Origin of the sequence: Ekhidna sp. (assembly GCF_965227465.1) — a bacterium.
Taxonomy (GTDB): Bacteria; Bacteroidota; Bacteroidia; order Cytophagales; family Cyclobacteriaceae; genus Ekhidna.
Genome location: NZ_OZ245746.1, coordinates 3,725,372 through 3,750,565 on the forward strand (window position 1 = coordinate 3,725,372; position 25,194 = coordinate 3,750,565).

General features: G+C 40.3%; 23 protein-coding genes and 1 tRNA gene. 12 read left to right on the forward strand and 12 right to left on the reverse strand.

Going from position 1 to position 25,194, the window contains the following annotated elements:
- The first annotated feature begins 80 nt into the window (after window positions 1–80).
- The gene (locus ACO05G_RS16395) at window positions 81–926 is read left to right on the forward strand and encodes a dienelactone hydrolase family protein (protein ID WP_348282983.1); all 846 of its coding nucleotides are present in this window, start codon (window positions 81–83) and stop codon (window positions 924–926) included.
- Window positions 927–971: 45 nt separating this feature from the next.
- Here ACO05G_RS16395 and ACO05G_RS16400 read toward each other — a convergent pair whose 3' ends face one another.
- Both ACO05G_RS16400 and ACO05G_RS16405 read right to left on the reverse strand, forming a co-directional pair.
- Window positions 972–2,183, reverse strand: a complete 1,212-nt coding sequence (locus ACO05G_RS16400) for a WG repeat-containing protein (protein ID WP_348282984.1) — start codon at window positions 2,181–2,183, stop codon at window positions 972–974.
- A gap of 209 nt (window positions 2,184–2,392) precedes the next feature.
- Window positions 2,393–2,560: a hypothetical protein gene (locus tag ACO05G_RS16405; RefSeq protein WP_421763722.1), complete on the reverse strand. Its 168-nt coding sequence runs from the start codon at window positions 2,558–2,560 to the stop codon at window positions 2,393–2,395.
- Window positions 2,561–2,709: 149 nt separating this feature from the next.
- Between ACO05G_RS16405 and ACO05G_RS16410 the strand changes: the two genes are divergently transcribed.
- Window positions 2,710–3,231, forward strand: coding sequence for a DinB family protein (locus ACO05G_RS16410; RefSeq protein ID WP_421763723.1), 522 nt, complete (start codon window positions 2,710–2,712; stop codon window positions 3,229–3,231).
- 32 nt (window positions 3,232–3,263) lie between these two features.
- Here the strand turns inward: ACO05G_RS16410 and ACO05G_RS16415 are convergent, their stop codons facing one another.
- Both ACO05G_RS16415 and clpB read right to left on the reverse strand, forming a co-directional pair.
- Entirely contained in the window at window positions 3,264–3,410 is a 147-nt protein-coding gene (locus ACO05G_RS16415; protein WP_421763724.1) for a hypothetical protein, read from the reverse strand.
- Window positions 3,403–6,018: an ATP-dependent chaperone ClpB gene (gene clpB, locus ACO05G_RS16420; RefSeq protein WP_421763725.1), complete on the reverse strand. Its 2,616-nt coding sequence runs from the start codon at window positions 6,016–6,018 to the stop codon at window positions 3,403–3,405. The genes ACO05G_RS16415 and clpB overlap by 8 nt, the downstream gene beginning before the upstream one ends.
- Window positions 6,019–6,273: 255 nt before the next feature.
- On the opposite strand from clpB, the gene ACO05G_RS16425 reads away from it, so the two are divergent.
- Window positions 6,274–6,519, forward strand: a complete 246-nt coding sequence (locus tag ACO05G_RS16425) for a hypothetical protein (protein WP_421763726.1) — start codon at window positions 6,274–6,276, stop codon at window positions 6,517–6,519.
- 51 nt (window positions 6,520–6,570) lie between these two features.
- Here ACO05G_RS16425 and ACO05G_RS16430 read toward each other — a convergent pair whose 3' ends face one another.
- Genes ACO05G_RS16430 through ACO05G_RS16445 form a run of 4 tightly spaced genes read right to left on the reverse strand, consistent with a single transcriptional unit; the run spans window position 6,571 to window position 11,936 of the window.
- Window positions 6,571–7,665 (reverse strand): prolipoprotein diacylglyceryl transferase, encoded by a 1,095-nt coding sequence (locus ACO05G_RS16430; RefSeq protein ID WP_421763727.1) that lies wholly within the window; start codon window positions 7,663–7,665, stop codon window positions 6,571–6,573.
- A 50-nt stretch (window positions 7,666–7,715) separates the two neighbouring features.
- Complete coding sequence (locus tag ACO05G_RS16435; protein ID WP_421763728.1) at window positions 7,716–9,173, reverse strand: TrkH family potassium uptake protein; 1,458 nt, start codon at window positions 9,171–9,173, stop codon at window positions 7,716–7,718.
- Window positions 9,174–9,176: 3 nt separating this feature from the next.
- Window positions 9,177–10,517 (reverse strand): Trk system potassium transporter TrkA, encoded by a 1,341-nt coding sequence (gene trkA, locus ACO05G_RS16440; RefSeq protein WP_348282992.1) that lies wholly within the window; start codon window positions 10,515–10,517, stop codon window positions 9,177–9,179.
- Window positions 10,518–10,577: 60 nt separating this feature from the next.
- Window positions 10,578–11,936 (reverse strand): alanine/glycine:cation symporter family protein, encoded by a 1,359-nt coding sequence (locus ACO05G_RS16445; RefSeq protein WP_421763729.1) that lies wholly within the window; start codon window positions 11,934–11,936, stop codon window positions 10,578–10,580.
- Window positions 11,937–12,098: 162 nt separating this feature from the next.
- On the opposite strand from ACO05G_RS16445, the gene ACO05G_RS16450 reads away from it, so the two are divergent.
- The 6 genes from ACO05G_RS16450 (at window position 12,099) to ACO05G_RS16475 (ending at window position 16,530) form a co-directional block, all read left to right on the forward strand.
- Entirely contained in the window at window positions 12,099–12,863 is a 765-nt protein-coding gene (locus ACO05G_RS16450) for an alpha/beta fold hydrolase (RefSeq protein ID WP_421763730.1), read from the forward strand.
- Window positions 12,860–13,570, forward strand: coding sequence for an SAM-dependent methyltransferase (locus ACO05G_RS16455; protein ID WP_421763731.1), 711 nt, complete (start codon window positions 12,860–12,862; stop codon window positions 13,568–13,570). Before ACO05G_RS16450 ends, ACO05G_RS16455 begins: the two co-directional genes overlap by 4 nt.
- Window positions 13,571–13,621: 51 nt before the next feature.
- Window positions 13,622–14,875, forward strand: coding sequence for a methionine adenosyltransferase (gene metK, locus ACO05G_RS16460; RefSeq protein WP_421763732.1), 1,254 nt, complete (start codon window positions 13,622–13,624; stop codon window positions 14,873–14,875).
- A gap of 3 nt (window positions 14,876–14,878) precedes the next feature.
- Complete coding sequence (locus tag ACO05G_RS16465; RefSeq protein WP_421763733.1) at window positions 14,879–15,295, forward strand: nuclear transport factor 2 family protein; 417 nt, start codon at window positions 14,879–14,881, stop codon at window positions 15,293–15,295.
- Complete coding sequence (locus ACO05G_RS16470; protein ID WP_421763734.1) at window positions 15,292–16,008, forward strand: DJ-1/PfpI family protein; 717 nt, start codon at window positions 15,292–15,294, stop codon at window positions 16,006–16,008. The genes ACO05G_RS16465 and ACO05G_RS16470 overlap by 4 nt, the downstream gene beginning before the upstream one ends.
- A 63-nt stretch (window positions 16,009–16,071) precedes the next feature.
- Window positions 16,072–16,530, forward strand: coding sequence for a hypothetical protein (locus tag ACO05G_RS16475; RefSeq protein ID WP_421763735.1), 459 nt, complete (start codon window positions 16,072–16,074; stop codon window positions 16,528–16,530).
- On the opposite strand, the gene ACO05G_RS16480 is transcribed toward ACO05G_RS16475, so the two are convergent.
- Entirely contained in the window at window positions 16,531–17,208 is a 678-nt protein-coding gene (locus tag ACO05G_RS16480) for an SDR family NAD(P)-dependent oxidoreductase (RefSeq protein ID WP_421763736.1), read from the reverse strand.
- A 95-nt stretch (window positions 17,209–17,303) separates the two neighbouring features.
- Here ACO05G_RS16480 and ACO05G_RS16485 point away from each other — a divergent pair, with 95 nt between their 5' ends.
- Window positions 17,304–18,473 carry a hypothetical protein gene (locus ACO05G_RS16485; protein WP_421763737.1) on the forward strand — a complete coding sequence of 390 codons (1,170 nt, stop codon included), beginning with the start codon at window positions 17,304–17,306 and terminating at the stop codon, window positions 18,471–18,473.
- Here the strand turns inward: ACO05G_RS16485 and ACO05G_RS16490 are convergent.
- Entirely contained in the window at window positions 18,463–18,987 is a 525-nt protein-coding gene (locus ACO05G_RS16490; protein ID WP_348283002.1) for a DUF4442 domain-containing protein, read from the reverse strand. The genes ACO05G_RS16485 and ACO05G_RS16490 overlap by 11 nt on opposite strands.
- Window positions 18,988–19,095: 108 nt before the next feature.
- Between ACO05G_RS16490 and ACO05G_RS16495 the strand changes: the two genes are divergently transcribed.
- Both ACO05G_RS16495 and ACO05G_RS16500 read left to right on the forward strand, forming a co-directional pair.
- Window positions 19,096–19,767 (forward strand): hypothetical protein, encoded by a 672-nt coding sequence (locus tag ACO05G_RS16495; protein ID WP_421763738.1) that lies wholly within the window; start codon window positions 19,096–19,098, stop codon window positions 19,765–19,767.
- A 131-nt stretch (window positions 19,768–19,898) separates the two neighbouring features.
- Entirely contained in the window at window positions 19,899–23,342 is a 3,444-nt protein-coding gene (locus ACO05G_RS16500) for a prolyl oligopeptidase family serine peptidase (RefSeq protein ID WP_421763739.1), read from the forward strand.
- Window positions 23,343–23,430: 88 nt separating this feature from the next.
- Here the strand turns inward: ACO05G_RS16500 and ACO05G_RS16505 are convergent.
- Both ACO05G_RS16505 and ACO05G_RS16510 read right to left on the reverse strand, forming a co-directional pair.
- A tRNA-His gene (locus ACO05G_RS16505) sits at window positions 23,431–23,506 on the reverse strand.
- A 65-nt stretch (window positions 23,507–23,571) separates the two neighbouring features.
- Complete coding sequence (locus tag ACO05G_RS16510; protein WP_421763740.1) at window positions 23,572–24,906, reverse strand: dihydroorotase; 1,335 nt, start codon at window positions 24,904–24,906, stop codon at window positions 23,572–23,574.
- Between the last annotated feature and the right edge of the window lie 288 nt (window positions 24,907–25,194).

Sequence of the window (25,194 nt, forward strand, 5' to 3'; positions counted from 1 at the left end):
TTTAGCAGATTCAATTTTATCGGAACAGTGTAATGGTGTTTCCTGTTTAACTTTATCCCAAACTTAAAACCTGATATACGATGAAATTCAAACTGATTTATGGATTAATGCTGGGAGCGTTTTTGTTCGCTTGTACCAGTTCAGAAAAGGAGTCAGAGTCTTCTGAGGAAATGGAAGAAGTAGTTGAAGTCCCGGAAGGAGAGGTGACTTATTCTGCGGATACCACTTCGCTAAAAGGGTATTTTGCAGTTGGAGAAGGTGATAGTAAAAAACCTGGTGTTCTTGTTATACATGAGTGGTGGGGCCATAATGAACATTCCAGAGAGCGCGCTGATATGCTTGCCGAACTTGGATATGTTGCTTTTGCGCTGGATATGTACGGTGATGGGAAGAATACCAATCACCCAGATGATGCCGGGAAATTCATGACGGCAGTAGTTAGCGATATGGATATAGCGAAAGCACGTTTTGAAAGTGCTCTGGAGCAGCTTAAAATGCATCCAAACGTGGACCCAGAACAAATTGCAGTAGTTGGATATTGTTTTGGTGGAACTATGGCTTTGAGCATGGCTAATGCTGGGTATGATTTAGATGCTGTTGCGGCATTTCATGCTGGTTTAGGACTTCCAATAATGCCCGATTCTGCTGGTGTGGTAAAAGCGAAAATCTTAGTGGCAAATGGTGCTGATGATCCAATGATCAGCGAGCAACAAGTTGTTGATTTTAAAATGGTAATGGATGCCTCTGAAGTGGACTATAAGTATGTAGCATATGAAGGAGTAGTCCATGCGTTTACAAATAAACGTGCTGATGAAATCGCCAGTCAGCATGAAATGTTGAGCGGTGCACTTGCATATAATGCTAAAGCGGATAGTGCAAGTTGGGAAGAGATGAAGATACTTTTAAGTGAAGTTTTTTCTAAATAGATAGAAGAAAAATGAATAATCAAAGCCCCTTAATTGGGGATTTTTTTATTTCCACACATGAATATTGCCTGATTGGTCAACAAGGATCTTTTTGTATTCCACAGGTACAACAACTTCAAAATCCTCATTGATTACACCTAGCTTCCACGATTTCTTACTTTTGATCAACGCATACTTCCCTACAAAATCGCTAACCCAAAACTTTTTGACCGGACCTAGCGTGCCAATGTGAATTCCTCTTGAACTAAAGTGATCGCTTAGTTCATGGAAACTGCCACTCAAGTCAGACATAGCAACCGGGACAACTATATTGCCTCCTTTATCTATAAATCCAAATTTTCCATCCTTTTCTACCAAGGACCATTTTGAGTTTTCTCGATCAAAATAGCTAATCCGATCATATTTTGTTGGGACTATTTCCTTTCCGGACTTATCTATGAAACCGTACCTACCAGCCTTTCTGACCATTGCTAAATGTGACGCTCCTTTGCTACCAAAATCATAAATACGTTCGTACGTTGGTTTGATGACTTCTTTACCAGAACGATCAATTACGCCATAAAGCCCATTCAGCTCAACTCTTGCCCATTGATTGGCAATGGTACCAAAGGAAGAGACTGAGGTGTACTTTGGTGGGACTACTTCTTTTCCACTACGATCAATGAAACCTACCAGTCCATTCTTATACACTTTTGACCAATCATGACTGACAGCCCCAAAATTGCCGATTCGCTGATAAATCGTAGGTACCACTTCCTTCCCGCTCCTGTCAATAAAGCCATAGAGACCATCTCTTTGTACTTTGGACCAGGATACGCCATACGATCCAAAAGATTGGATACTGCTATACATTGGTTTTACAACCTCCGACCCTGATCGGTCTATAAAACCATAGAGACCATTTTTTAACACCATGGCCCAATTCACATTCTTGTCACCAAAGGAATAAATTCGTTCGTAGACAGGCTTGACAACAATAACTCCAGAGCGATCAATGAAACCATATAAGCCATCCTTTTGAATTTTAGCCCAATTGGAACTTGTTTCACCAAAAGAATAAATTTTTTCGTACTGAGTTGGAAGTACTTCCTTTCCTTGTCTGTCAATCAGTCCATACCAATTTTCTTTTCGTACAAGAGCAAAGCTAGTGTGACCCAGATCACCATAACTCCCTGTGTAATCGTATGCAGTATCTTGCTGCGTATATGCCGGTAAGGTGAGAAATATAATTATTGAAAGCGTAGAAATAAGTCTCATTTCGAATGTCTTTCAAATATAGACATCCTAAAATGAAGATAGCTTCTGTATTTCAATCATGAATTATGCACAAGTGGCTATGAATAATGCAATTGAAAGAAATGCGACGGTAGCCTTGAATATGTATTGGTACTTGCGCATATCAGTAGATTTACTTTTTAATCCTACTATGTATACGTTTTACGAGCATGTTGTAATCGAATATTCGATCAACTGCCACAACCCACGCACTCAATCTCAGAGTTTATCGGTCGAGTTCCATTAATCTTCATTTTCAGGTTGTGAATCTTGTCTTTAATCTCCATGTCTGAAAACATATCGCCGGTTAGCTGTGATTCTAATGTTGTGATTTGAGATTGGATTTCTTCTGCAGTCATGACGTATTTGTTACGGGTAATTGTGAATTAAATGTAGTAGAATTTCGTGAAAAAAGTTTCTTCAGCGTCTGAAATTTTACCGCTTATGTAAAGCTTGTCGGGTGTTATAACGTGAGAACGTTTCATCAATAAACCAAAAAACTACGCTCATGAACAGACTAACCTTTTTTCTAGGATGCTTACTCGTTACCACAGTGGCAATAAGTCAGACCTCCATTAAATCCCTTGTTGCTGATTATGAAAGAGCTAAAGCAATGTCTCTTGAATACATTGAAGCAATGCCAGAAGATCAGTTTTCTAATCGACCTACCGAGGGTGTTCGAACATTCGCCGAGCAATTTTTACATGCGTCTCAAGGAACCATCGGACTGGTAAGCAATGGAACAGGGGCAGACCGAATATACGCTACTGCCAACCTGGAAAAAGATCCTGAACTTCAAACAAAAGCAGAGGTGAAAAGAATTGTGACTGAAAGTTTTGATTTCGCTATTGAATCAATCAAAAAAATGGATGCCGGCACATTTGGTGAAATTGTTGAAAGAGGTCCGTTTAAAATCACCCGGCTGGCATGGATACAAAAAGCGCACGAACATATTTCTCATCACAGGGGCCAGACTGCTGTCTATTTACGGATGAGCGGAATTACCCCTCCTCAGTACAAACTTTTTTAAGGTCAAATTAGAGCGGGGTGGAATTTCCTGCCCTACTCTTCTTCATCCCTGATGTCAACTTCCTGGTTTATGTCATCCAGTGACTTGAATTCCTGGTTATACGCATTGTGAAAAGCGATCATTGTACCAATGATCGCCACCCACAAAACTCGCTTAACTATCCTCCAGAATTTACTCAATTTCGACCTTATCCAGATTTAGAAACTCAACTTCTTGACGATCAGATAGCGTCACTCCAATAACAGAGTCTTTCACAATATTTCCTGCCAGAATTTCCTTTGAAAGTTCATTCAATATCTCACGTTGAAGTACTCGTTTAAGCGGTCTCGCTCCAAATTGTGGATCAAAACCAATCTTTCCTAAGTGTTCCAGTACTTTGTCATCAGCCTCTATCTTAATTCCATTTTCTTCCATTCGTTTTTGGATAATCCTGAATTGAATTCCAACAATTTTCTGAAGATCCTCTTTACTGAGCGGCCTAAACATAATCGTCTCATCCACCCGGTTCAAAAACTCCGGTCTGACAGATTTTTTCAAAAGTTCGAATACTTGATTTTTAGTTTCCTCAATTACAGGTTCAGGATTTGCATCGTCCAACTTCTCAAAATTTTCCTGAATCAGCCCCGAACCAATATTAGTCGTCATGATAATAATCGTATTCTTAAAATTGGCAATACGGCCTTTATTATCTGTTAAACGACCATCATCCAACACCTGCAACAATATATTGAATACATCCGGATGTGCTTTCTCTATCTCATCCAGTAAAATGACGCTGTAAGGCTTTCTTCTAACAGCCTCCGTCAGCTGGCCACCTTCGTCATAACCTACATATCCCGGAGGCGCTCCAATCAGTCTACTAACGGCATGTCTTTCCTGATATTCGGACATATCGATACGTACCATCGAGTTTTCGTCATTGAACAGGTACTCCGCCAATGCTTTCGCAAGCTCTGTTTTTCCTACACCGGTAGTTCCTAGGAAAATAAAGGACCCGATTGGTCGCTTGGGGTCATGTAACCCTGCTCTACTTCTCCTTACAGCATCAGATACGGCTTGTATTGCCTCTGACTGTCCAGCTACACGCCTGCCTATTTCCTCTTCCAGATGTATCAGCTTTTCTCTGTCGCTTTGTAACATTTTGGATACCGGTATTCCGGTCCACTTTGCTACTACTTCTGCGATATCTTCCGCATCGACTTCCTCTTTTAGCAGGCTTTTTTCACCTTGCATTTCTGCTAGCTGTTTTTGAAAGTCCGCTAGTTTTTGTTCCGCTTCTACAATTTTTCCATATCGAATCTCTGCGACTCTATCATATTCACCCGCACGCTCTGCTTGCTCTGCTTCGTGCTTATACTTCTCGATGTTCTCCTTCTGTTCACGCAATCCCTGAATGACGGATTTTTCATTGTCCCATTTTGCTTTCAGTTCATTCCGTTCGGATTCCAGATTTGCAATCTCCTTGTTGAGCTGCTTTTCTTTGTCCTTATTTTTCTCCCTGCGGATGGCCTCCCGCTCTATCTCCAATTGCATGATCCTCCGATTCAACTCATCCAAATCCTCCGGTAGTGAGTCAATCTCGATTCTTAACTTGGAAGCAGCTTCATCCATCAAGTCAATCGCTTTATCCGGCAAAAACCGATCAGCGATGTATCTGCTTGAAAGTTCAACCGCCGCAATAACAGCATCGTCTTTCACACGAACCCCATGGTGTATTTCATATTTGTCTTTGATTCCTCTAAGAATAGAGATCGCATCCTGAATTCCGGGCTCGTCTACAGTAATAGACTGAAACCTTCGTTCAAGCGCTTTATCCTTTTCGATGTATTTCTGATACTCTTGAAGCGTTGTGGCTCCAATTGCATGAAGTTCTCCCCGTGCAAGAGCTGGTTTCAGCAAGTTGGCTGCATCCATAGCTCCTTCTCCTCCTCCACCGGCACCTATCAAAGTGTGAATTTCATCAATGAAAAGTATGATTTCCCCATCACTGTCAGTCACCTCTTTAATAACGGCCTTTAATCGCTCTTCAAACTCTCCCTTATACTTAGCACCCGCAACGAGCAACCCCATATCCAGGGAGATTATCATTTTAGACTTCAGATTTTCCGGTACGTCTCCATCAACAATCCGCTGTGCCATGCCTTCAACGATAGCGGTCTTTCCAACACCCGGCTCACCCAAGAGGATTGGGTTGTTTTTCGTCCTTCTGGCAAGAATTTGCAACACTCTCCTAATTTCCTCATCCCGACCAATTACCGGGTCAATTTTACCCTTTTTGGCAAGCTCATTCAGGTTTTTCGAATATCGTTCAAGCGATCGGTATTTCGACTCTGCATTCTGATCAGTCACCCTCTCACCTCCTCGCAATTCTTTTATGGCTGCTATCAACTGCTTTTCTTGGAATCCTGCATCTTTTAATACTTGTGCTGCTTTGTCTGAACCAGATAGGATTCCCAGAATAATATGCTCAACAGCCACATACTCATCGCCAAAATCCTTAAGATACTTTTCGGCTTTTTGCAAGGCCTTAGCTGCATCATTGGATAAATAAGGTTGACCTCCAGAAACCTGTGGATAGTTGTTAACTATTTCATCAAGAGGAACCTGAACCATTTGCTTTGTAGCTCCAAGTTTCTTCAATAAAAATGAAATCAGGTTCTCATCTGATAGTAAAATTGCCTTCAGCAAGTGTCCAGTCTCTATAACTTGGTTACCACCACCGGAAGCTATTTCTGTTGCCTTTTGAAGAGCCTCTTGTGCTTTTATTGTATAGTTATTAAAATTCATTTGATTCTTTCTTTCTTGTACGATAGCAAGATGACAAATGCTATTCCAAAGATTTTATTGGACTATTTCAAGACATCTTGGCAGATTTTTTATTTGTAATTCAAAGAAAACCGACAACTCGTCAGTCAGAAAGATCGAAAAGCGAATTTTCAAAATCTAAATTTTTCTTTTGTGAAAATGGACTAAAAAGGGGTTATAGTTTGTTTATGAGCGATATACTTCTAATTTTAAGGGATAATTAAAACCTGACCAAAAATGAAAAAAGTACTATTACTATTAGCGATGGTTGCATTCCTAGGAGCTTGCACGTCATCGTCTTCCTCATCAGAATCTGAAGCAGAAGATGCTGTAGAAGAAGCTGGTGAAGCGGCAGAAGAGGCAATGGATGACATGGAAGATGCTGCTGACAGTGCCATGGATTCTCTTGATATGGCTGTTGATTCACTTGCTGCTGAGGCAGAAGAAGCTGCAGATGAAATGGCAGAAGAAGCTGATCAATAATTCGAGAAGAAACAAAAAATTAAAGGGAGCAATTGCTCCCTTTTTTTATGCCTATTTGAAATCTGACATCTTTTTATCTCTTTGAAAAATCCATATCATTAATATGACTCCTGCCAGGGTGAGGGGAATACTTAGAATTTGACCCATGTTTAGGATGAGGTCTTCTTCAAAGTCCTCCTGATTCATTTTGAAAAATTCATCAACAAAACGAAGCGACCAAAGGACAATCATGAATAATGCGAAGTTGAATCCTTGTGGCAGTACATCCCTTCTCTTGGACCACAGCCAATAGAGAACGATCATTAATACCACACAATACAAGGCTTCATATAGCTGCGCCGCATGACGCACCTTTCCTAAGGCCGAAATTTCTAAAATCTCCTTTCCTTCTTTTTGGTAGTTCTTATAAACCAAGGGTCCTTCACCAAAATCAACGTGTTCTACAACCTCTCCATACCTATCCAGTGTACTTTTTAATTGATTTTCGACGAAGAGCTTGTCCTTCATTTCAAACTTAAAGCCTCTTCGATATTCGATATATGCGGTGATTGGAACAATCCCTGACTGATTACTTTCTAATTCTCCACCTCTCTCAAACCAAACATCATCTACATCAGTCGAATAGTTTAGCACATCCATTGTCGCTCTTGCGTAAACAATTCCAGTGTCTGAATTGGTAAGGGTCCCCTCCATCTCAGAATTAAAAAGATTACCAGTACGAATCATAGCTCCGGTTAAGGCAACAACTATGACCAGACGATCCAGGATCCATAAGTATCGGTAGTTATATTTCTTGCAGAAAAGGTAGATCGCTACTAAAATGCCTAAGGCTCCACCGTGACTGGCTAAGCCTCCTTCCCAAATCATCAAAATCTTAACGGGGTTTGATAAATAATATTCAGGATTATAAAAGAGACAATGCCCTAATCGTGCCCCGATAATTGTTGCGAGTACCATGTAGCCTGTGATCCGCTCTACGTCCTTTTCCGGCCTGCCTTCTGCTTGAAAAATTTTGAAGAAAACTTGCTGAGACAATAAAAAACCAAGGGCGAAAAGCACTCCATACCACCTTGGGGCATAGTCCGTAAACGGAATCGTAAAGATGGACGGATCAATCGTCCATATGACATAACTCAAAATATTCATTCAATCATCTGTTAAGAGACTTTCAAAGATGTTTCAATCTGATGAAAGGGTTAAACTTTTCGCCAGAAATATGGTGTAAATAGAATAAGAACAGTAAAGAGCTCGAGTCTTCCGAGGAGCATCATAAAAGACAAAATCCATTTGACCCCCATCGGAAGATGGGCAAAATTATCAACGGGTCCAACGTCTCCTATTCCCGGGCCAATGTTACCCAAGGTAGTTGCCACTGCCCCTAAAGACGTATTAAAATCTATGCCAAACGAAGAAACTGAAATAGCGCCAAAGCACACGATTAGGATGTAAATCATAATGAATGCCAGGACATTGAATGTAATGTCCCGACTTACGGACTTCCCATTGAATCTTACCGGTATAATGGCTGATGGATGTAATATCCGCTTTAGTTCTAGTAAACTGTTCTTTATAAGCAGGATGTGTCTTACGAGTTTTACTCCGCCCGCCGTGGACCCTGCTGATCCTCCAGCAAACATGAGCAAGAAGAAAAGGACGGTGAGAAAGGAAGTCCAGACTGTATAGTCATGTGTTACATATCCGGTTGTTGTTACCAGAGAAACTACCTGAAAGAGCGCATCACGAAGTGATTTTTCAAGGGTATCATGACCCAGATTGAAAATGATCAGACCGACTATCAATGAAACGAACAGACAAAAGATAAAGTAAAACCTAAACTCCTCGTTCTTTAGGACTTTTTTGAAATTTCCATGCAGACCAAAATAGGTCATAGTGAAATTTGTTCCCGCCAGAAACATAAAACCAATAATTACATATTGGATAAATGGATCGCTGTAGTAAGCAATACTTGCATTTTTGGTTGAAAAACCTCCTGTGGCCATTGTTGTCAGGCTATGATTTATCGCATCATAGAATGTCATTCCTCCAACCCATAGTAATACCAGCTCCGTCAAAGTAAGGCCACAATAAATAATCCATAGGCGTTTGGCCGTTTCTTTTATCCTTGGCTGAAGTTTATCCGGTGAAATCCCGGGGGCCTCAGCGACAAATAGTTGCATCCCTCCAATTCCTAAAAGAGGAAGAATGGCCACTGTAAGTACGATGATCCCCATTCCCCCAATCCACTGAGTCAGGCTTCTCCAAAACAAAATTCCTTTTGCTACAGATTCAATGTCTGTCAGTACTGTTGCTCCTGTTGTTGAAAACCCGGAAAGGGTTTCAAAAAATGCATTTGTAATGTCTGGAATAGCGCCACTAAACATATAAGGGAGTGATCCGAAAAACGACATTGATAGCCATCCCATCGTAACAATAAGGTACCCATCTTTCTTCCTTAGGTCATTACTTTTCAGGTTTCGTGTTAGGAAGAAAAGTAGAGCACCCACTCCTATGGTAACTCCCGCCGAGGAAATTAGTGCGATGTGATCTTGTCCTCCATAGTAAAAGCTAAAAGGCAAGCATGTAAGCATGAATGCTCCGTTGATGAGGAGTAGTATTCCGATTACTTTGAAAATTACCTTATAGTTGAACTGCATCTATTACTTGAAGAAGCTTTCCACTTTTTTTATACATTCAGGTTTAGATAGAACTACAACCCGATCTTTTGGCTGGAATTCGAAATTTCCTCTAACCGCAATACCTTTTCCTTCCCGAATGACTCCTCCAACAATCGCTGTACGAGGGAAATCCAGATCCTTAAGTGGCTTTTCCATGATCCTACATCTTTCGCCAATTTCAAACTCAAGGATTTCAGCATCCACCCCATGAATACCAGCAATGTTCAAGACCTCCCCTTTTCTTATGTATCGGAAGATAAAGCTAGCCGCAATAAGCTTCTTATTGATTAAGGTATCTATTCCTATGCTTTGAGACAGATGAATGTAATCTACATTTTCAACAAGCGCGATCGTTTTTCTCACGCCTTGATTTTTGGCAAGAAGGGATGCCATAATATTGGTTTCAGAGTTCTCTGTTAACGCCACAAAAGCGTCCATTCTGTCAATGCTCTCCTCTTTTAAAAGATTGATATCTCTTCCATCACCATTGATAATCATCGTATCCGGAAGCTCGTCCACCAAGTGAAGACATTTCTCTTTATCTGCTTCTATGATTTTGATATTATACTTTTTGCTGAGCAGTTTAGCTGTGTTTATTCCCACTTTGCTCGCTCCAAGTATCATTACATTTTTAATTTCAAAGCTTTCTTTTCCTGCAAGTGCTGTAACCCTGTCTATACCGTCTGGCTGGGCAATAAAATACGCATGATCACCATGTTGAAACTTATTTTCCCCATAAGGAATAATGGTCTTGTTATCCCGTAGAATTGCAACGGTAGTAAAATTATGATCAGGATTTAAATACGCAGTTTCTGTTAGCGTTTTCCCATAAAGTTGCGAGCCTTCATCAACAGTTACTCCGACTAGTGACAGCCTTCCTTTTTCAAATTCGAAAGTATCCGTCAATGCAGATTGCTTTAAAAGCCGTTTAATCTCTCTGGCTGCTAGCGATGCAGGGGAAATAATTTCATCAATTCCTACATTACTCAAGTTTAATTCGTCCCTTGAGTGAAGTAGTTCTACATTGGATATACGAGCAATGGTTCTTTTCGCCCCAAGGCTTTTCCCCAAAAGACACGTAGTGATATTCGTTTCTTGAATGGACGTTACCGCTATCAAAAGATCCGCTTTGCCAATATTGGCCTCCTTCAATACTCGTGGAGATGTGGAACTCCCCTTGACCGTACTCACGTCCAGGTGCTGTGAAACATATTCCAACACACTGGGATTTGAATCAATGATTACAATATCCTGCTCCTCTGCTGTTAAAAGCTTTGCGAGATGGAAGCCCATCTCTCCTGCCCCTGCTATTACAATTCTCATTCGTTATAAAATGATAATGGCTGCAAAGATATTGCATCTAAGTGCCAGTATTCCAAATCATTATGACTTATATATTTCCGTAAAATACTTCTTGGTGGCTGCCATCACTTTTGGTGCTAGTATAATGGTAGAAATCATGGTTGGAACAGCCATTAGTCCGTAAGCTACAAAAACCAGATTAACAACATCGGTTAATGAAGCAACTGAGCCAACGAGTACCAATGCGATATACCAATAATAAAAATACTTTCCATACTTGGCTCCAATTAGGAATGACAAACACTTTTGTCCGTAATAGGCCAATCCAAAAATGGTGGTGATCGCAAAAACCATTACACAAACCATTAATACATAAGGACCGAAGTTTGGTAACCCTAACTCAAATGCTTTTGCGGTCATGACGATACCATCAGCTTCTCCACTGTTCCATACTCCGGTAATCAAAATACATAAGCCAGTCATCGTACAAACAATAATCGTATCAATGGCGGGCCCAAGCATAGCAACCAGCCCTTCTCTGACAGGCTCCTTTGTTTTTGCAGCACCGTGCATAAGTGGCGCCATCCCTATTCCTGCCTCATTCGAAAAGGCCGCTCTCTTGGCTCCTTCTACAATCACAGCTCCTACAGCTCCACCAAGTACCGCTTTAGCGGTAAAGGCATCCTCGATTATGAAAACTAATGATGGAATGACCTCTCCAAGATTTGTTATCATAATTGTCAAAACACTAATCACAAATAACACAACCATAAACGGAACGAGTTTCGATGCAACGTTCCCAATACGCTTAATCCCCCCTAGAATCACTATCGCTACCAGCACTGCGATAACAATACCGATTGTAAGGTTGACTGAAAAAGAGTCTTGAACTCCTGCTGGTAACAGAACCACATTCTTAAAAACCGCAACCATCTGATTGGTTTGAAAAACCGGAGTAGCTCCAAAAAATCCGGCAACACAAAAGAAACCAGCCAAAGGCATCCATTTCTTGCCCATAGCCTCCCGTATCACATACATGGGTCCACCCTGTAGCTCTCCAATAGAATCTTTCCCTCTAAACTGTACAGCAAGCGTGCAGGTAAAAAATTTAGTAGCCATGCCAATAAAGGCACTGACCCACATCCAAAACATTGCTCCTGGTCCCCCTGCAGCAATAGCAAGTGCTACACCACTAATGTTTCCCATTCCAATGGTTGCCGCGAGTGCTCCCGATAATGCCTCAAAATGACTTATCTCTCCCGGATCATCCGGATTGTCGTACTTTCCCCTTAAAATATTTACCGCATGAACAAGGTATCTGAATGGCAAAAACCTGGAATAGACGAGCAGAAAAAATCCTCCTCCCAGTAATAGAATTAATAATGGAGGCCCCCAAATAAAGTTGACTGCATCAGATAAAAAAGTACTAATTGAATTCATGAACTGGTTTCGCTTTATAATGATTCACTCTTCTAATGTGATCAAAATATGATTCATAAAGCCCGTGAAGGTAATATGTATCTTTGAGTCGAATCCATTTCTTTGAGATCAAATGAACAAAAAAGCCTTTTTGCCTCTTACTAACTATCATAATTGTACTTCATGAAACTAAATTTTAGAACAATGGGTCAGGGAGAGCCCCTCATCGTAATGCACGGTGTGTTTGGGTCATCTGATAACTGGCAGACTTTGGGAAAAGTTTTTTCAGAGACCTACAAAGTTTACTTAGTTGATCTGCGAAACCATGGCAACTCACCACATAGTGATGACTTTAATTATGAGGTAATGGTAGAAGATGTAATAGAACTGATGGATGATGAAAGCTTGACCAAAGCTCATATTTTGGGTCATTCAATGGGTGGCAAGGTAGCTATGCATCTGGCGACAAAATACGCTGAGAGAGTTAACAAGCTCATCATTGTGGATATCGCTCCAAAATATTATGCGCCCCATCATCAGCAAATATTTGATGGGTTTCATTCGGTAGATATTGCAAATCTGGAAAACAGAAAAGATGCCGATGAGCAAATGGCCAGGGTAATATCCAATTTTGGCGTTAGACAGTTTATTCTAAAGAATCTGGACCGTAAAAAAGACGGAAGCTTTCAGTGGAAGCTAAATGTAAATGCCATTGAGCATGCTATTGAGAACGTGGGTGAGGGCATTGAGGGTGATGTTAACTTTGATGGAACTTCTTTATTTATTGCAGGAGGAAAGTCGGACTACATTACCTCCGATGATCACGAATTGATCCGAAAACACTTTCCAAATGCCACAATCGTCACGATAAAAGATGCGGGACATTGGGTTCACGCCGAAAAACCAAATGAATTAGGAGAAACCGTAATTGAATTTTTAAGGGCATGAATCAAGGTAAACTGTTCCTAATACCGACCTATCTCTCTTCTGATAATGATGCTTCTTTCATATCTCCAATGGTAACTGAGGTGCTTAAAAACACTAAATACTATTTTGTTGAAAACGTAAGAACGGCAAGAAGATTTATTAGCAGCCTAAGGGCAGGCATCACCATCGAAGATTTGGATTTTCAAGTTTTGGACAAAAAATCTAATTGGGATCAGATGTATCCGCTATTTGAGCCTATCCGAAAAGGTAATGATATGGCTGTCATCTCAGAAGCAGGTGTCCCATGCCTTGCCGACCCTGGAAACCTTGCCGTAAGTTTTGCACATCAAACGCACATTCAGGTTGTTCCAATGCCTGGAACCTCCTCCATCCAAATGGCTCTGATTGCATCTGGATTTAATGGTCAGAAATTTACTTTCCATGGTTATCTACCCATCGATAAATCTCCTCGGCAACAGAAAATCAGGGAGCTGGAAAAATTAAGCCAGAGCGGATATACCCAGCTATTTATGGAGACCCCTTACCGAAATCAGCAATTAATCAAGGATATTTTGAAAATATGCAGACCAGACACGCTCTTAAGTATCTCCGCAGATATCTCCGGGGCAAACGAAAAAATCCTAACGCAACCCATTTCTAAATGGCAGAAGACTGACATTCAAATACATAAAATTCCGGCTATTTTTAGTTTTGGTCAATTCCCTTAAAGGAGTTCAGCGAATCTTCTAAATTTGCCGCCAATTCAAAACGATATATACATGCCATACTTATTTACTTCAGAATCCGTAAGTGAAGGACACCCAGATAAAATTGCCGATCAAATTTCTGATGCTCTTGTAGATCATTTTCTGGCATTTGATCCTGATAGCAAGGTGGCATGTGAGACCATGGTTACAACTGGGCTTGTAGCGTTGGCTGGAGAAGTAAAGACCAAGGCATATATCGATGTACAAAACATAGCTCGTGAGGTCATCAATAAAATTGGATATACTAAAGGAGCTTATATGTTTGATGGTAACTCTTGTGGAGTGATATCAGCCATCCATGAACAATCCCCGGATATCAACCAGGGAGTAGAGCGTGCTTCTGAAGATGAACAAGGAGCAGGGGACCAGGGGATGATGTTTGGCTATGCAACAAAGGAGACTGATAACTATATGCCTCTGGCATTAAACCTGTCGCATCGAATTTTGATGGAGCTTTCGGACATCAGAAAAGAGGGGAAGGAAATGACTTACCTAAGACCGGATGCTAAGTCTCAGGTAACCATTGAATATGATGATAATAATCAGCCAATTCGGATTGATGCAATTGTTGTTTCTACTCAACACGATGAGTTTGACAATGAAGACAACATGCTCAAGAAAATTAAGGAGGATGTAATCAGCATCCTTATTCCAAGAGTAAAAGCCAAACTAAAAGAACAAAACCAAGCACTATTTAACGACAAAATCAATTATCACATTAATCCAACCGGAAAGTTTGTCATTGGAGGTCCTCATGGGGACGCAGGGCTAACAGGAAGAAAAATTATTGTGGATACTTATGGAGGTAAAGGGGCTCACGGTGGTGGTGCTTTTTCAGGCAAGGATCCATCAAAAGTAGACAGATCTGCAGCTTATGCTACTCGCCATATTGCCAAAAACCTTGTAGCCGCTGGTGTCGCAGACGAGATTCTTGTTCAGGTATCATATGCCATTGGTGTTGCTGAGCCTATGGGCATTTATGTAAATACTTACGGAACCGCTAATGTGGAAATGAATGATGGTGAGATCGCTAAAATTGTAGAGAAAATCTTCGACATGCGGCCTGCTTATATTATCAAGAGATTAAAACTTAAAGAACCGATCTATTCTGAGTCCGCAGCATATGGGCATATGGGCCGAACACCAGAGGTAAAGCAAGTAACTTTCTTTGGAAATGGCGGGGAAGAAGTGAAAAAGGTGGTGGAAACATTTACCTGGGAAAAGCTCGATTACGTAGATCAGATTAAAGAAGCATTCAGCCTGTAAGCGATGAATGAGCTGCTTAACAACTGGCATGAGGTCGTCAAAAACGGCGATGCTAAGTTGCTTAAGTCCATTCTGAACAAAAAGGCCGTTTTCTACTCTCCCATCCTCTTCAAACCACAAAAAGGTCGTAAAGTCGTGATGGCTTATTTGCTTTCTGCCGCTAAAATGTTCAACGATGCAGGCTTTCATTATGTGAAAGAAGTGGTGAATCAAAAAGAGGCTGTACTTGAATTTAATGCTGAGATTGATGGAATCCACATCGATGGGGTTGATATAATTACCTGGAATGAGCAGGGATTAATCACAGAATTCAAAGTAATGATCAGACCTTTAAAGGCCATTGAAAAAGTGGGAGAAAAAATGAAATCTCATCTTGAAGATATGACCCTCTGGGATAAGCTTAAACTAAAAATGACATGAGAATCAAAAATCTTCCCTATCTACTTGTTTTGGTTGTGGCCTGCCAGGCTCCTCAGCAAAAAGAAACGATTCAAATTGAGCCTGTTGCAATAGGGGAGAGCTTCAATGCGGGGTTTTTGATGATTGACGGTGTGTATAATTCTGAACTCATGGCACCTTATGATATTTTCCAGCATACCATCTTCCACACAGATGGCGGCATCAATGTATTTACGGTAAATGAGACGATGGATACGGTCACTACATTTGAGGGCCTCAAACTAATTCCTCACTATTCATTTGATAGTCCGGATCTTCCTGAGATTGATATTTTGGTTGTGCCCAGCGCCGAACATAATATGGATTCAGACCTGGAAAATGAAAATCTTATTCGCTGGGTTGCGGATATCGGATCAAAAGCTGATTATGTAATGTCACTTTGTGATGGCGCATTTGTATTAGCAAAAGCCGGATTGGTAGATGGAAAAGAGTCCACCACCTTCCCAACAGATATTCAAAAATATCGAGAGACATTTCAGAGTCTTACCGTACACGAAGGGGTGACTTTTGTACATGATGATAATCTGCTGACCTCTGCGGGAGGAGCAAAGTCCTATGATGTTTCACTTTACTTGGTGCATCACCTATATGGGGATCAGGTTGCCAAAGGAGTTGGTAGAGGATTAGTTATCGACTGGGATGTAAATGATTATTCTTTCGTCAAAGTAGACTAGCTCATTTTTACAACAATTCAACCAAGGTTCTCAATCATGGGTCTGTAATCTAAAGAACCATTTATGAAGACCTTATTTTCCCTAATCATACTCCTCACCTTCGTTGGTTGTGATCAAGATCTTTGTAGAGGAATTGCCTCATGTGCCGCTCCTCCTGAGGGAGAATTTCAGAGAGATCAATACAACATTGCTATTCTGCCTGCAATTGTACGTGAAGGCACAAACAGAGCCTCACAAGAAGAGCTGAGGCTTGATTTAGTTATCGTTCATGCCAGCTCAGACATTTTTGTAGATGAGTTTTACACCTGGATATCTATCCAAGAGCCGGAAAGTGTCACTTCATTCACGCTTTATGGTGAGGAAGAAACCATTGTTGTAAATGGTGAGCTTCCTGATTTAACTGGAGACTTGAAAGGATTCATAGTGAAGTTTATAAAGAATAATGACTCAGTTTCAGTTTCAGGAAATCAAGCTTCAGAGGATACTATTAATCGAGTTTGCAATGATGTGATTGACTGTTAGCTACCAGTCAATCACTGTCTTATCTCTAAGAAATTTTCCATTAGGTATTTCTTCTGCTGTCGCCAGCCATACTGCGGTCTCAGCTCCCTTTTCCACGGGTCTTGAAGCTCCTGAACCGCCCATATCCGTGCGCACCCAGCCCGGACACATGGCATTAACGTTAATCAGACTTCCAGCATGTGAGTGAACCATGAGTGTTAAAGCATTTAAGGCCGTTTTAGAAATTCGATAGGCGGGATGGTCATTGGACAGGTCTTGAATTGCCCCCATTCCACTCGATATATTAATCACTCTTCCGTTAGCCGACTTTTCAAGTAAAGGCAGTAGTCCCTGGATCAACCTCCACGGGCCGTATAGATTAGTTTCGCTGGTTTTATGAACTACATCAAAATCAATATTCATCACATCCATGCCTGAATCAATTAAGATTCCGGCATTATTAATCAACACATCAAGACCTCCAACTTCATCTTTGAACTTGTGAATAAATTCATTTATATGTTCGCCATTTGAAACATCCAACTGTCTAAATTTAGCTCCAACCTCTAACGCTGCATCTTCACCTTTTTGAATATTTCTGCCAGTTAAAAAAACATCATGCCCCATGGACACCAGTTGCTTACAGATCTCTTTTCCAATTCCCCGATTACCTCCGGTTACAATTATTCTTTTTCTCATAATTTGATCTTCTTTAAATACATTTCTTAAGATTGAATCAAGGTGCTATTTTCTTCCTGATAGATTAGTGCTTTTATTTGTCAAAAATTTGCATCATGCACATCATTGAAGTCAAGGATAAAAAAACAGCAAGGGGATTTTTACAGTTCCCAATCAGACTTTACAAGAATGAGTCCGCCTGGATTCGTCCCTTGGATAAGGACATTGAAGGTGTGTTCAATCCAGATGTAAACAAATATTTTAGGCATGGTGAATGCACCAGATGGATACTCAAAAATGATACTGGTGAGGTTATTGGAAGAATTGCTGCATTTATTAACAAAAAAACAGTCAATAAAGACAATGATCAACCCACAGGTGGAGTAGGGTTTTTTGAGTGTATCAACGATCAGGCAGCAGCTGATCTCCTATTCAATACCGGTAAAAACTGGTTGGAGAATAAAGAAGTTGAGGCGATGGACGGACCGATTAATTTTGGTGATCGAGACAATTGGTGGGGCTTACTCGTCGATGGGTTTGATCGCCCCCCAAATTACCAGTGCAATTATAATTTTCCCTACTATCAAGAGCTATTTGAGAACTATGGATTCGAATTGTATTTCAAACAATTCACATTCGGAAGAGAGGTAATGGATCCGCTCAGTGATCGACTTTATGAAAAAGCAGAGGTCGCTCAAAAAAATGAAAATTATACATTTAAGCATATTGAGAAAAAGCATCTGAAAAAATATGCAGAGGATTTTAGGACCGTCTACAATGATGCCTGGGCGCGACATCCCGGAGTAGCGGAGATGTCTTCCGTTCAAGCCAATGCGATTATCAAAAAAATGAAGCCAATAATGGATGAAAAGATTATGTGGTTTGGCTACCACAAAGATCAGCCGGTTGGTTTCTACATAAATATTCCAGAATTAAATCAGGTTTTTAAGCATGTCAATGGAAAATTAGACTTGATTGGTAAGCTCAAGTTTCTTTATCACAAACTGATGAAGACGAACAAGAAAATGATCGGATTAGTATTTGGTATTTCACCGGAACATCAAGGCAAAGGGGTGGATGGTGCAATTATTTTGGCGATCAGAGATGTGGTGCAGGAAACCTATACGAGATATGAGCAACTGGAGATGAATTGGATTGGTGATTTCAATCCTAAAATGATCAAAGTAGTGGAGCAAGTTGGTGGAGATGTGGTCAAGACCCATCATACCTATCGCTACCTATTTGATCGAACGAAAGAGTTCAAAAGAATGCCAATTAAGAGTTAGATCGCTTCTTTCTTTTTTCTTTATAGTAAGCTTTATCAGCCACATAGATCGTTTTCTCAATTTCACAAAAGATCTTACCTTCTTTGCTTTTGAGATAAACCATTTTAACAAGGGCCAACTCTTTCTCCTCTTTAATGTCTGTTTTTAGTTGGGTAATCTCCTCCTCAGTAAACTCAAAAACAGCGAAGGCATCTGAGTTCGCGGGACGTTTAAATTTCACCGAAGATGACTTGTCCCAAACCACATAGTCTCTCCCTAGCAGCTGAATTAACTGTACCATGTAAATTGGATCCGTAGCTGAAAAAAGACTTCCACCAAATATCGTTCCTACATAATTCTTGTTTTTATATGAAAGCGGAATTTTAATTTCAATTCTACTTAGATCTTTAGTGACAGATATAATCTTACCTGTTGACCTTCGATACATCGGAGATATATTAAAGAACACCTTGAAAAGTGTGTGGTGATGATTCTTGAAATATTTGTTAGAAACACGAGACAAAAACTGATACATAAAGCCAAGATATAGTCAGGTTAACAATTCATCATGAAAAATCGACGGTTCAGTTCATCAATTTTTTGAATTGCACTTATTATGACTTGAATTGCTTAAAAAAGAAAGATGGAAAAGTTTCTTATTATATCTCACGTTCTCTGTGGAGGAACGGTTCTAACCCTTGGCTTAATTCAGATGTTTAATCGTAAAGGAGGCAAAAACCACATTCTTTTGGGAAAGATTTATGTGGCCGCCATGTGGTGGATTTGCCTAAGCGCCTGGAGCATCATCTTTTTTTATCGGTTTAGCGCGTTTCTAATGGTGATCGCTGTGCTGACCTTTCATTCCTCTTTTGTTGGTATCAGAGTTCTTAGAAGAAAAAAAGTTGGCTCAGAAAAATGGTACGACTGGGCTGTCTCTATCGTTACCAGTCTTTTTGGTATAGGAATTATCATTTATGGTATCCATCTTTTTCTAAATACTCCCAACACCATTTTAGCCTTCCTGTGCGGCCTATTTGGGTTTTTCACACTACTCAATGGATTTCAAGATTTACGGTTTTTCATTCAAAAACCAGAGCTTGAAAAGCACTGGTGGCTCAGGCAACACATTGGGGCTATGGGTGGGAGTTACATTGCCGCAATTACCGCTTTTGCAGTTCAAAACCCAAATTTGTTCATGCCTGGTAGCAGCTATCAATGGTTATTGTGGGTACTCCCTGGAGTTATTGGCACTCCGCTTATTTCTCTTGCAGGCAAAAAATGGGATAAGAAAGTTCAGACCAAGCCTATCATTTAAGATTCAGTAAATAAAAGACATAGCCAAAGCAACTTATAGAGTAGAATTGCATCAATTTAAAAGGGTAGTTAATTACTTCTAAAATAAAGCTTACAAACACCCGTTTCTGATGGTATAAACTTATCACCTGCATGAAAAGATCACTAATCACCCTGCTGGCTATTTGCCTCGGGTTAAACCTACTTATTGCTCAAGGCAAACTTGTTAAGGGCACTGTCTATTATGAAGAGACAAAAGAGCCGGTCCCTTTTGCTTATGTTAAACTAAAAGGTGTTGCGTATGGGACTGTTACTGAATATGATGGAACATTTTCACTTAGAATTCCATCAAAGTATGCGGAAGGTATCCTTGAGTTTTCCTATGTAGGCCTTAAAACTTTTGAGCTTCCGCTCTATAACTATTCGGGTCTTTCCAAAATATATCTCGAAACGGATGTAACCGAGTTATTTACTGTGGTGATAAGTACTAAAAGAGACCTCAACCCCAAAAGTATTCTTCGGAAGGCCATTAAAGCAATTCCAGAAAATTATGTGGATGAGCCCTTTAACCTGAAAGGCTATTACCGTGAGTATGTTAAAGAAAATGATAAGCCCGTAAAGTATGCAGATGCGTCATTCGTATTAGATCTGAAACCTTATTCTGACAAGGAGGCAAAAAAGAAGAAGTTTGAACAACCGGCAAATCTATCCGGACTTACCACCATCGGGAGTTTCACCTCCCGCTCCTCTTCTCTTCACAGGTGGCATTTTCACCAAAGTGTCTTAAAAGGAGAAAAAGCAGAAATCATTGAGTCTAAATCCAGTGATGACCTAAATACAACCCGGCTATACGCAAATATCCAGGGGGGTCCATTGAGTGCCCTGACTAAGGATCGAATAAAGTATCTGAAAAACTTCATGACTAAGTTTTCCAAATACACTTACACGATGCTGGAAGTTGAAAAGCAAGGTGAGGGGTACTATTTAATCAATTTTCAGCCTGCCATAGGTGCTGAAAAAATGGGCGCAAAAAAACGTCCATTTAACAACGAATATAAGCTTGGTGGCAGTCTCTTGATTAAAAAGGAGGATTTAGCAATTACTGAAATTAAATACTCTGTTCCTCCGGAATATAAACAGTACATCTGCGGCTATAGAGGTTGGTCCATTCGGCATTTTGACTTTTCCGTAACCAGCAAATACATGAAAAAGAATGGAAAATATGTGCTGGATTATTTGCTTCATTCAGACGAGTTTATTGTAGAAGATACCGCTACCGACAGAAGAATCCCATATGCTGCCATTTCTGAGTTTTATACCTACGACACGAAAGTAGGTGAAGAGAAAAAAGCTGTGCCTCCAAGTGAAAATTTTGCTAACTCGGATTACAATTTTCTCTTTGATTATCCTGAAGGATACAATACACCATTCTGGGCCAAGCATGAAACAGAGCATGCAGAATCTAAGGTGCCTGAAGAAATTCTGGTGGCCATGAGTGAAGAGACTCCACTCATCAAGCAGTTTGCATATAAACTAGTCAGAGATACAACGCTGAAACCTCCGGTAGCAAAAAAAGAGCCGGAAACTATTGATATCCACGGCCAGAAATTGGTAGATAACTATGCCTGGATGAAAGACACGAAGAATCCCATGGGCAATGAGGAAGTAATGAGCTACCTGGCTAAAGAAAATGGCTATACCAATAATTACCTAAAACCTCTGAAGCCTTTACAACGAGAAATTTTTAAAGAACTAAAATCTTACATAGATGAAGACTATGAATCTCTTCCTTCTAAAGAAGGTGGCTATGAATATTTCTTGAAATATGCCCCAGAGCAAGAGTATCCTAATTATTACCGTAAAAAGGTTGGGGAAGAATCAAAGGAACTACTCTTTGACCTAAACCAAATGGCTGAAGACCATGGCTATTTTAATTTCGGTGGATTAAGTGTAAACCCCTCGGGAAAAATAGCTGCTTACTCCATCAATACCACTGGAAATGATAAGTGGGATGTCCATTTCAAGAACCTTGATGATAATCAAACACTCCCTAGGAAAATTGAATACACCTCTGGTCTGGTGTGGCTAACCGACTCTACAATTTTATATACGAAAGTGGAGCAGCCCACATTTCGATCTTCCAAAATCTATCGGTTTAACATCTTCTCTGGCGTGGAAACAATGATATATGAAGAGCGTGACAAGGCTTTCTCTGTTGGTGTTTCTAAATCTCGCAGCAAACAATTCGCTTTTATCAATATCTATGGAAAAGATGAGAATGAGGTTCGGTTCCTTCACTTAACGAATCCATATGGGAAATTCCGAATCATCTCTCCACGAAAGGCCGAGCATAGATACAGTGTGGCCCATTTTGAAGATAAATTTTATGTTGTCACAAATGATCAAGCCGAGAATAATCGAATCATGACAGTGGACACGTCAAAATTCGAAAAGAAATATTGGGAAGAAGTGGTTCCCACCAGCAAAGAGGTTCAAATTCTCTCCATCCTGCCTTTCAAAAAGTGGATGGTTTATCATGAACGTCATGGTTTGGACTATAAAATAAAAGTAGTGAATCGATTGGATGGAAAATCGCACTATATCAAGCAAATGAAAAATCAGGCGGTCTACCTTGGAGAGAATAACGAATTTGACACAGACACCCTGCAGATTAGCAAAGCCAGTTATAATCGCCCACTTACCATCCTGGATTATGACATGGAAGAAAAGAAATTTAAACGACTGAAATCAGTGGGTAAATTTTCACCTGCGTGGTTTTCTACGGTTGAAGTCGTTTACGCAGAAGCTAAAGATGGAACCGAGATTCCTATTACCTTAATCTACAACAAGCGGTTAGTTAAAAATCTAAGAAAAGCTGGAAAGAACCCGACATTGTTTATCACAGGGTATGGTTCATATGGGTCCGGAAACTCTCCCGGTTACATGCCAAACATTGCGCCGCTGTTACAAAAAGGGTTTGTCTATGCAATCGCTCATGTAAGGGGTGGTGGTGAGCTTGGAGATAATTGGTACAAAGAGGGAAAGATGCTCAAAAAGAAAAACACATTTACGGATTTCATTTCTTGTACGGAGCATTTAATAGCAGAAGGGTTCGGTGAAAAAGGTAAAGTAATTGCCGAAGGGGGTAGTGCCGGTGGACTTTTGATGGGAGCTATCACAAACAGCAGACCGGACCTATTCAAGCTCGTGATTCTAGATGTGCCTTTTGTAGATGTAGTGAATACCATGCTTGACGAAAAGTTGCCTCTTACAAGACAAGAGTACTCTGAGTGGGGGAACCCTAATGAAAAAAAGTACTTTAAATACATTAAGTCTTACTCCCCTTACGACAATGTGGAGGAGCAGGCATATCCAAATATGCTATTTCTTACTGCAATCAACGATTCACGGGTGGGGTATTGGGAGCCGGCTAAAATGGTGGCAAAACTTCGGTCGATGAAAACAGATGAGAATAAGATCTTCTTAAGGACTGATTTTTCAGCCGGACATGGGGGAGCTTCTGGCAGATATGCAAGCCTGGCAGAGACTACCCTGAAATATGCACTAATTCTAGACCTCCTTAAGAATGACAATTGACCTAACTAGTCGACCGCTAAAATCTACATTAATTATAGAGGTAGTAAATAAAAAAAGCAGCTGCACTAAGCAACTGCTTTTAATTTTTGGGTGGAAGATGGGGCTCGAACCCACGACCCTCGGTACCACAAACCGATGCTCTAACCAACTGAGCTACAACCACCGTGTATTTTCAGGTATTCCTGAAAAGGACTGCAAAGGTAATACCACTAATGAAATCTACAAACGATTATTTTCTATCAAATGAAAGTCGCTGACCAAGCTTACTTTCATCCAGTTTGCCTTCGCTGTAAGCAAGGTGACCGGAAATAAACGTCTTTTCAATTGACGACTTAAATTGATGTCCGTCGAAAGGGGACCATCCGCATTTTGCTCGAATATTCTCTTTCGCCACTGTCCAGGGACTGTCGAGATTTACCAGAGCTAAATCTGCTTTGTACCCTTCTCTGATGTACCCTCGATCCTTTACCTCAAAGCATTCAGCGACGGCATGACTCATTTTTTCTGCAATTCGTTCCAGCGATATTTTTCCCTCATGATAAAAGTCCAGCATGGCCACCAGCGTGTGCTGAATTAACGGCCCGCCAGATGGTGCTTTTAAATACGAGTTTTGCTTCTCTTCAAGCGTGTGTGGAGCATGGTCTGTGGCTATCACATCAATGCGATTATCCAGCAAGGCCTTCCATATTTCATCTCGATCAGTTGCCGTTTTCACCGCTGGATTCCATTTAATGAATGCTCCTTTTTCATCATAATCCTGATCTGAGAACCAAAGGTGATGAATACATGCTTCCGAAGTAATCCGCTTTTGACCTAAAGGTTCTTCATTGGAAAATAGATGTGTTTCCTTGCCTGTAGAAATGTGAAGTATGTGAAGTCGAGTATTATTCTTCTTTGCAAGCTCGATGGCTTTAGAAGAAGAGAGATAACAGGCTTCTTCACTTCTAATGATCGGATGATATTTAAACGGAATCTCTTCGCCATACTTTTTGACAAATTCTTCGGTGTTTGCTCGGATGGTAGCCTCATCCTCACAATGTGTGGCAATCAAAATTGGCGCATTCCTGAAAATATTTTCTAGGGTTTTCTGATCATCAACCAGCATATTTCCAGTTGAGGATCCCATGAATATTTTTATTCCACACACAGAGTTTGGATCTGTTTTTAACACCTCATCCAGGTTGGTATTGGTGCTACCCATGTAAAACGAGTAATTGGCTAACGAATTCCTTGCGCCTATTTCGTATTTGGCTTCAAGTAGTTCCTGTGTGACTGTTTGTGGATTCACATTTGGCATTTCCATAAAAGAAGTGACCCCTCCAGCTACCGCCGCTCTTGACTCAGTAAAAATGTTTCCCTTATGAGTCAATCCGGGCTCTCGAAAATGTACCTGATCGTCAATCACTCCGGGGAAAAGATGAAGTCCGTTTCCATCTATCTCCACGCATCTTTCGGGGCACTCCAACCCCTGTCCTATTTTTTCAATCACATCATTTTTAATGAGTACATCTCCTACCCTGATTTCTCCTTCATTAACAATACTCACTTCTTTAATTAAATACATATATAAATATTTATGTTTTTTTTATGATTATTCTGGAAACTCGACTCCTTTTGGATTTAAAATAAAACCGAAGTTAGTTCATATCTCATTTATACCCTGAACTAGTTGAAATCAAAAAAGGCCCTCCGAAGGCCTCAAAACAATGATTATTTAAAATAAAAAAATACACAAAACGGCCTTCACAATTTTTTTGAACTAAATTTTTATGGAAACCACATTTAATAATTATACTTGTAGTAGAAAGATGGATTTTTTAGTCTTTCTTTCCATAGCTGGTTGAAAAGATCT

What these genes read in the sequence shown, in the direction of transcription:
- ACO05G_RS16405 (WP_421763722.1), bottom strand. Translation starts at nt 2,560, where the DNA reads ATGACTGCAGAAGAAATCCAATCTCAAATCACAACATTAGAATCACAG.
- ACO05G_RS16445 (WP_421763729.1), bottom strand. Translation starts at nt 11,936, where the DNA reads ATGAATTCAATTAGTACTTTTTTATCTGATGCAGTCAACTTTATTTGG.
- ACO05G_RS16490 (WP_348283002.1), bottom strand. Translation starts at nt 18,987, where the DNA reads ATGTATCAGTTTTTGTCTCGTGTTTCTAACAAATATTTCAAGAATCAT.
- ACO05G_RS16470 (WP_421763734.1), top strand. Translation starts at nt 15,292, where the DNA reads ATGAGAATCAAAAATCTTCCCTATCTACTTGTTTTGGTTGTGGCCTGC.
- ACO05G_RS16410 (WP_421763723.1), top strand. Translation starts at nt 2,710, where the DNA reads ATGAACAGACTAACCTTTTTTCTAGGATGCTTACTCGTTACCACAGTG.
- ACO05G_RS16400 (WP_348282984.1), bottom strand. Translation starts at nt 2,183, where the DNA reads ATGAGACTTATTTCTACGCTTTCAATAATTATATTTCTCACCTTACCG.
- ACO05G_RS16495 (WP_421763738.1), top strand. Translation starts at nt 19,096, where the DNA reads ATGGAAAAGTTTCTTATTATATCTCACGTTCTCTGTGGAGGAACGGTT.
- ACO05G_RS16425 (WP_421763726.1), top strand. Translation starts at nt 6,274, where the DNA reads ATGAAAAAAGTACTATTACTATTAGCGATGGTTGCATTCCTAGGAGCT.
- ACO05G_RS16485 (WP_421763737.1), top strand. Translation starts at nt 17,304, where the DNA reads ATGCACATCATTGAAGTCAAGGATAAAAAAACAGCAAGGGGATTTTTA.
- ACO05G_RS16450 (WP_421763730.1), top strand. Translation starts at nt 12,099, where the DNA reads ATGAAACTAAATTTTAGAACAATGGGTCAGGGAGAGCCCCTCATCGTA.
- metK (WP_421763732.1), top strand. Translation starts at nt 13,622, where the DNA reads ATGCCATACTTATTTACTTCAGAATCCGTAAGTGAAGGACACCCAGAT.
- ACO05G_RS16455 (WP_421763731.1), top strand. Translation starts at nt 12,860, where the DNA reads ATGAATCAAGGTAAACTGTTCCTAATACCGACCTATCTCTCTTCTGAT.
- ACO05G_RS16435 (WP_421763728.1), bottom strand. Translation starts at nt 9,173, where the DNA reads ATGCAGTTCAACTATAAGGTAATTTTCAAAGTAATCGGAATACTACTC.
- ACO05G_RS16510 (WP_421763740.1), bottom strand. Translation starts at nt 24,906, where the DNA reads ATGTATTTAATTAAAGAAGTGAGTATTGTTAATGAAGGAGAAATCAGG.
- clpB (WP_421763725.1), bottom strand. Translation starts at nt 6,018, where the DNA reads ATGAATTTTAATAACTATACAATAAAAGCACAAGAGGCTCTTCAAAAG.
- ACO05G_RS16465 (WP_421763733.1), top strand. Translation starts at nt 14,879, where the DNA reads ATGAATGAGCTGCTTAACAACTGGCATGAGGTCGTCAAAAACGGCGAT.
- ACO05G_RS16475 (WP_421763735.1), top strand. Translation starts at nt 16,072, where the DNA reads ATGAAGACCTTATTTTCCCTAATCATACTCCTCACCTTCGTTGGTTGT.
- ACO05G_RS16500 (WP_421763739.1), top strand. Translation starts at nt 19,899, where the DNA reads ATGAAAAGATCACTAATCACCCTGCTGGCTATTTGCCTCGGGTTAAAC.
- ACO05G_RS16480 (WP_421763736.1), bottom strand. Translation starts at nt 17,208, where the DNA reads ATGAGAAAAAGAATAATTGTAACCGGAGGTAATCGGGGAATTGGAAAA.
- ACO05G_RS16395 (WP_348282983.1), top strand. Translation starts at nt 81, where the DNA reads ATGAAATTCAAACTGATTTATGGATTAATGCTGGGAGCGTTTTTGTTC.
- ACO05G_RS16430 (WP_421763727.1), bottom strand. Translation starts at nt 7,665, where the DNA reads ATGAATATTTTGAGTTATGTCATATGGACGATTGATCCGTCCATCTTT.
- trkA (WP_348282992.1), bottom strand. Translation starts at nt 10,517, where the DNA reads ATGAGAATTGTAATAGCAGGGGCAGGAGAGATGGGCTTCCATCTCGCA.